Genomic DNA, 5187 nt, shown 5'->3' with positions numbered 1-5187 from the left:
CCGTGCTGTTCGTGGCCCTGGCCATGTTGCTGTCGACCTTGGCGGTGATGCTGTTCGGCGAGCCTGGCGGGGACAACTTCCGCTTCAATGTCGGCGGCGTGTTTGCCGGGGTGCTGATCACTGTCGCCTTGGTCCGTGGCCCGTTCTGGACCCAGCCATGGTTCGCGCCAGCGGTGTATGGCTGGCGGCTCAAGCGCAGCCTGATGAGCGTCACCAATGTGATGCACAAAGTGACCGAGCGCGTGCAGGCCAACGACCCGACAGCCATCAAGCTGTTGCGCTTTTACCACTTGGGGCTCACGCAGATGCATGCACTGGATGCCAACTCCAGCGCACAGGCGCAATTGATGGGAGAGATCGAGGCCCACAAAGCGAAAATGCAGGCGCTGGGGATCGACACCGAGCAAAACCGGCTCGACCCTGCCTGGCTGGAAAGCCTTAAAAGCGCCTGAGCCAACAGGCCTGGCACACCCTCACCGCGTCAGGTGGAAACCTTTGCCCGCCAGCAGAACACCGCGCTGACGGCAATCGCCGCGCCCGCCAGGCCAAACACCCACGGCGCCGAGGCCACCGGCAGCAGCAGGCCCGCCAGCAATGGCCCGAGGCCAGCGCCGACATCGCGCCACACGGCGTTGGAGGCCAGGGCCGACACGCGCATCGAGCCGGGGTTGCGCTCGGCCACCAAGGTAGTCACCAGCGGCAATTGCAGCGCCCTCAGCACCAGCACCGCCGCCGCGCCGACGATCACCCAGTAACTGCCAAACGCCGTCAGGGCCAGGGCACTCAAAAACGAAAACAGCAGCAACATCGAGGTGGCGCCAAAATGCTGCGCAGCACGGCCGCCCAAGGGGCTCAAGAGCATTTCCGAGGCGTAACGCAAGGCCATCAACCCGCCGGCGATCAGCACCGCGTCGCCGCCGAGAATCTTTTGCGCCTGAATCGACAGGCCAAAGATAAACAGGCCGTCCAGCGCCACGCCCTCGATAAATGACCAGGTCGCCACACTGTCGGGCCATTTGAAGCGGCGCCCGGTGCTGTGCAAATCATGCCCACTGGCAGGCAAACCGCGCGCCGCCCACACGCCCAGCAGGCAGCAACCGGCGAGAATCAGAAAGATCGGACGCGGCCCGGCCCATAACGTCAGCCAGCCGCCCAGCGGCAACGCCAGCATCGGCCCGAGCGCGATCACCGCCCGTGAGCGCCCTGCCCGGCGCGCCGACCCCACAGCCTCGGAGGTTGCCAGTACTTGGGTCGAGAGGTTCAGCGCGGCAAAACACAGGCCCCAGATCAACCGCAGCCCCAGCAATGCAGCGAAACCGGACAACATCGAGTTGCCCAAGGCGCACACCGTGGCGGCACCCGCCGCGATCATGCAGGTCAGCCGGTCACCGTTGCGCGCGTAGAAATTCAGCACGTGCCGGTAACCAAAAATCCGCACCAGGCGGTTGGCGGCCAGCAACACCCCGGCCTGGGCCAGGGTGATGCCGAAAGCCTGGGATTCCATCGGCAGCAGCAGGTACAGCAGCACGTCACTGGGCAGGCATAAGGCGAGGGTCAGCGCGGCGCGGCGGGAGGAGACATCAGCAGTGCGTAGGGCCAGGCTGGACATAAGTCTGAAACATCCCGAAATATTCAGGTCGCCACGGTAGCCTTCCGGGCGCGTGTTTTACAACGCTCAATCACACCTTTTTGTCATAGGGCAGCAAGCGCAACCCACTGGCCACCGCGCCCACCAGGGCGAACCCGCAGCCCAGCCACAGCGCGTACTCTGGCCCGCTGCCCAGCGACAGGTGGAAACAGAACGCCACCAACGACGCCCCCAGCGTCTGCCCCAGCAACCGCGAAATTGCCACGATGCCACTGGCGCCGCCGCTGCGGGCCAACGGCGCGCTGGTCATGATGGCCTTGAGGTTGGGCGACTGGAAGAAGCCGAACCCCGCGCCGCACAAGGCCATGCGCCAGCCGATATCGAAGGCCGAGGCGTCACTGCCCAGCGTGGCCAGCGCGGCCATGCCCATGCTGAGCATCAACAGCCCGATGCCGCACAGCAGACCCAACGAGACCCGATCCGCCAGGCGCCCGGCCACCAGCGCCATCACCGCCACCACGGCCGGCCACGGTGTCATCAGAAAACCGGTTTCGACCTGGCTATGCCCCAGCACCGCCTGCAACAGGAACGGCAATGACACAAAGGCCAGGCCCTGGGCACTGAACGCACAAATCGCCGTGAGGGACGACAAGGCAAATACCGGGCGCTTGAACAGGTCCACGGCCAACATCGGTGCCGGGTGACCCGACTCCCGGCGCAGCAGCAACGCGCCACACACCAGCGCCACGGCGATCAACCCCAGGGTCAACGCGCCCTGAGCGCCGTGCACGGCGGTGCCGAGCCCCAGGACGAGCAAGGCAAACAAGCCGGCACACAGCAGCGCAGAGAGACGGTCGAACGCGTGCCCGGTCAACGGCAATACCGGCAATGAGCGCAGGCCCAGGCCCAGCGCCAACAGCCCCAACGGCACGTTGATCAGGTACAGCCAGTGCCAGGTCGCCACCGACAGGATCGCCGACGCGGCGGTCGGCCCGAGGGTGAACGCCAGCCCCACCACCAGCGAGTTGTAACCCAGCCCCCGCCCGAGCATTTTTGACGGGTAAATATGCCGCAGCAGCGCCGTGTTGACGCTCATCACCGCCGCCGCACCGAGCCCTTGCGCGACGCGCGCGGCCGTCAAGGTCAGCAGTGACCCCGCCAGCCCGCAAAACAACGACGAGACAATAAACAGCAGCAGCCCGCCGAGGTAGACCCGGCGGTGCCCCAGCACATCACTCAACGAAGCAAAGGGCAGCACCGTGGCGATAATCGCCAGTTGGTAGGCGTTGACCACCCAGATCACCGAGGCCGAATCCGTGCCGATGCCCTCGGCCAGCGTCGGCAGCGCCGTGTTGACGATGGCCGTGTCCAGGGTTGCCATGCCGATCCCCAAGGAAAGGGCGATCACTGCCGGCAGGCGTTTATTGGAAGGCAACCCATCGGCAACAGAAGACATGAACAATCCACGCAGGTGAAGAAGGCCTCTAGAGTACGGGCAGACGGGATTTTTTTCAGTGGCCTATTGCCTGGCTGTCAATATTTTCATGTTCGCCAATGCCCGGTCTTTGCCATCAGCCCCACCGCGTTGGCGAAACCGGGCTGAGGCGCCGTGTTCAAGGTGACCAGCCCGACGCAACGGCTGGGCTTCAACGTCGCCGCCCGAGCCGCCACCCGCGCGCCCTGCTCCACACCCGCCAACACTGCCTCGGGAATGTGCAGGGCATTCATCAGGTCCAGCACGTCCTGGCCGAGCACTGCATCGTCAGCAGCGCGCAGGTACGGAACGATCACGCGAAACCCCTGGGCAGCCAACGCCGCTGTCATTTCGGCGAACGCCGTTACCTCGGCCGCCAACAGGATAATTACGTGCCCCTCCTCCGGCCCGGCCTGCTCATAACGGATGTCCTGGTTATCGGTGCTGACCTGTTGCACGGCAAACGCCGACACGCACACCGCCCCGACGGCGAGCAGCAAAAAACCCCGGCGATCAACCATGACTGACCTCCACAATCAATTCACTGCCCAGCCATCCGGCCAGGTATTCACCCGCCTGCCTCACACCGGCCTCTTCGCCGAGGCGTTCCACGAGGAATTCACACAGCCCGGCAAAACTGCCGTCTGCCTGCACCAGCAGCAGAGCCAGCCGTTCCAGCGCCGCCACCTGCCGCAAGCGCGAGGTGAACTGACGCCGCCACACCAGCACACCACCCTCCACGTCGAGCATCGCCGCTTCGGGCGGTTGCGCGTCCTGCCAGAGGGCCGACCAGATGGCTTCGGCATTCGTCGTCAGGGCGTGGCAACGCAGCGACGGCGTCAGCCGCAACACCGCCGTGTCCCACTCCACTTGCGCCAAGGCCGCCAGCGCCAAAGGCTTGGCATCCGCGGCCACAAACGCTTGATTCAGCGCCGACTCAATCCAGGCCAGCTCGTGCACGTCCGGGTTGTGGGGAAACACCCTGCGCAGGGTCTGGTGAAAACCTTCGGGATAGGTGTCCAGCGTCCAGGCATGCGGTGGCTGCCAGTCGATATGGGCAATACTGGCGGCCAGAAACGCCTCGTCTCCCACCCAACGGCGCAGGTTGGGAAACGCTTGCCCCAGGCACCCCACCAGCTGCGCCCGGTAGTTGTTCTGGTACACCGCCAGGCCAGCGTGGTGATTGCCCAGCAACTGCGAGGACGCGTCCGACGCACTCACCAGCCAGGCGCAAAAGGTCTGCTGAAACTCGGCCAGTTTCATCGCTGCGCGCCCCATTCCCGGGCCACGGCGAGTTCCTGCAGCAACTCGGCCAACGGCGGAATCTCGTCGTCGCGCTCAATCATGGTCGCCACCGGGCCGAGCTTGGCGCGGGCTTTGGCGTATAACTCCCAGACCCCGGCACACACCGGGCTGTCATGGCTGTCGATCAACAGTTCGTGGCCCTGGCTATGCCCGGCCAAGTGAATCTGCCGCACGCGTTCGGCGGGAATGCCGTCAAGAAACGCCAGCGCGTCGAAGCCATGGTTGCTGGCGCTGACGAATACATTGTTGACGTCCAACAACAATTCACAGCCAGTGCGTTCGGCCATGGCGGCGATAAATGCCCACTCGCTCATGGTGGCGCCGTCAAAGGCCAGGTAACTGGACGGGTTCTCAAACAGCAGCGTGCGGCCCAGCACCTCCTGGGCCTGGTGGATGTTGGCGCAGACCTGGTCCAGCGCTTCGTCGGTGTACGGCACCGGCAGCAAATCGTGGGCGTTGAACGCGCCGCTGCGCGACCAGCTCAAGTGATCGGAGACAAACAGCGGCTCGATCTCGTCCACCAGCGATTTGAGGCGACGCAGGTAAGCCGCATCAAGCCCTTCGGCCGTGCCGATGGACAGCGACACGCCATGCAACGCCACCGGGTAGCGCTCGCGCACCTGGCGCAGGATATGCCGGGGCTGGCCGCCGGCGACCATGAAGTTCTCGGAGATCACTTCAACGAAATCCACCGGCACCGAGGTCTCCAGGAAGTCGCCATAGTGCTCCTTGCGCAGGCCCAGGCCGTAGCCTGAAAAGTGAGGGTTGGCTGTCGCCATGACGGATCTCCGCAACGAAAAAGTGGCGAGCCCGTACGGGC

The 5187-nt window shown here is 64.9% G+C and carries 6 protein-coding genes; 1 reads left to right on the top strand and 5 read right to left on the bottom strand.

From position 1 onward, the window contains the following. Positions 1-452: DUF3087 family protein (locus WBB95_RS09135; protein ID WP_424487291.1), on the top strand; the 452-nt coding region annotated here is incomplete at its 5' end. A 29-nt stretch (positions 453-481) separates the two neighbouring features. On the opposite strand, the gene WBB95_RS09130 is transcribed toward WBB95_RS09135, so the two are convergent. The 5 genes from WBB95_RS09130 to WBB95_RS09110 all read right to left on the bottom strand — a co-directional run bounded on the left by WBB95_RS09130 (position 482) and on the right by WBB95_RS09110 (position 5146). Further along, a complete protein-coding gene (locus WBB95_RS09130; protein ID WP_424487290.1) occupies positions 482-1609 on the bottom strand; it encodes an MFS transporter in 1128 nt (375 codons plus the stop codon). A 70-nt stretch (positions 1610-1679) separates the two neighbouring features. Further along, complete coding sequence (locus WBB95_RS09125) at positions 1680-3044, bottom strand: MFS transporter (protein ID WP_424487289.1); 1365 nt, start codon at positions 3042-3044, stop codon at positions 1680-1682. Positions 3045-3130: 86 nt separating this feature from the next. Further along, entirely contained in the window at positions 3131-3583 is a 453-nt protein-coding gene (locus tag WBB95_RS09120) for an alpha/beta fold hydrolase (protein ID WP_424487288.1), read from the bottom strand. Next, positions 3576-4325 (bottom strand): DNA-binding domain-containing protein, encoded by a 750-nt coding sequence (locus WBB95_RS09115; protein WP_424487287.1) that lies wholly within the window; start codon positions 4323-4325, stop codon positions 3576-3578. Before WBB95_RS09115 ends, WBB95_RS09120 begins: the two co-directional genes overlap by 8 nt. Beyond that, entirely contained in the window at positions 4322-5146 is an 825-nt protein-coding gene (locus WBB95_RS09110) for a DUF692 domain-containing protein (RefSeq protein WP_424487286.1), read from the bottom strand. The genes WBB95_RS09115 and WBB95_RS09110 overlap by 4 nt, the downstream gene beginning before the upstream one ends. Positions 5147-5187: the final 41 nt, after the last annotated feature.

The organism is Pseudomonas sp. (genome assembly GCF_049645325.1).
GTDB lineage: Bacteria > Pseudomonadota > Gammaproteobacteria > Pseudomonadales > Pseudomonadaceae > Aquipseudomonas.
Note: the sequence above shows the minus strand (reverse complement) of the source record. Positions and strands in the feature narration are given on the sequence as shown.

Bases quoted from the DNA above. Each gene is read 5' to 3' on its own strand.
- WBB95_RS09120 (WP_424487288.1), bottom strand. From the start codon at position 3,583: ATGGTTGATCGCCGGGGTTTTTTGCTGCTCGCCGTCGGGGCGGTGTGC.
- WBB95_RS09110 (WP_424487286.1), bottom strand. From the start codon at position 5,146: ATGGCGACAGCCAACCCTCACTTTTCAGGCTACGGCCTGGGCCTGCGC.
- WBB95_RS09115 (WP_424487287.1), bottom strand. From the start codon at position 4,325: ATGAAACTGGCCGAGTTTCAGCAGACCTTTTGCGCCTGGCTGGTGAGT.
- WBB95_RS09125 (WP_424487289.1), bottom strand. From the start codon at position 3,044: ATGTCTTCTGTTGCCGATGGGTTGCCTTCCAATAAACGCCTGCCGGCA.
- WBB95_RS09130 (WP_424487290.1), bottom strand. From the start codon at position 1,609: ATGTCCAGCCTGGCCCTACGCACTGCTGATGTCTCCTCCCGCCGCGCC.